The following is a 710-nucleotide window of genomic DNA, read 5'->3' as shown; positions in this document are numbered from 1 at the left end:
TACCTGGCCGCGGAGCAGGTCGAAGGAGGAGTGCGTTCGAAGTGTCCGCCAGAACCCGTGGTCGCGGCCCACGGGCACGAAGGGCAGTCCGGCGCCGGTGACCACACCTTCGAGTTCGGGCTGGCTGGCCACCCGCACCTCGTGCCCGGCGGCCCGCAACGCCCACACCACCGGCACCAGGTTGAAGAGGTTCGTCTTCTCGGCGATGGCGGCGATGACGACGCGCATGGGCTGTGCTCGTTTCCTGAAGGGCTGGACAGGACGGTTGCCGCGACCCTTGTCGGGCGCGAGGCGGCAGGGTCGGGAGGATAGGCGAGCCGGGCGGTCCGGGGCCAGAGCAGGGGGGAGTCGAAGGCACAGCCGAGTGCCGGGCTTGTCCGGCCGTGTACCGCTGACCTATCGTTCGCCGCGGTGAGCGCTCGGGCCTGCGGGCCCGTGACCTTACGCTCGCCGACCACGGTGGACAGGCGGAAGGGGAGAGCGTGCGCGTTCTGGTCGTCACGGCAGCCGAGAAGCCGCACTTCCTCGGGATGGTTCCGACGGCATGGGCCCTGCGGGCGGCCGGGCACGAGGTGCGGGTAGCCAGCCAACCGGAGCTGGCCGACACCGTCACCGGCGCCGGACTGCCCTTCGTGCCCGTGGGCCGCGACCACGGGTTCTGGCGGATGATGCAGACCTATTCGCTCTACGGCCTGCTCGAACGCGACACT

At 70.7% G+C, this 710-nt stretch carries 2 pseudogenes; one reads left to right on the top strand and one right to left on the bottom strand.

Annotated features, from left to right (window positions below):
- A pseudogene (locus QSJ59_RS24280) lies at positions 1 to 228 on the bottom strand (activator-dependent family glycosyltransferase); the annotation flags it as partial.
- 254 nt (positions 229 to 482) lie between these two features.
- Between QSJ59_RS24280 and QSJ59_RS24275 the strand changes: the two are divergent.
- Positions 483 to 710 (top strand): annotated as a pseudogene (locus tag QSJ59_RS24275) (activator-dependent family glycosyltransferase); the annotation flags it as partial.

The organism is Nocardiopsis ansamitocini (assembly GCF_030268225.1).
GTDB lineage: Bacteria > Actinomycetota > Actinomycetes > Streptosporangiales > Streptosporangiaceae > Nocardiopsis_D > Nocardiopsis_D ansamitocini.
Note: the sequence above shows the minus strand (reverse complement) of the source record. Positions and strands in the feature narration are given on the sequence as shown.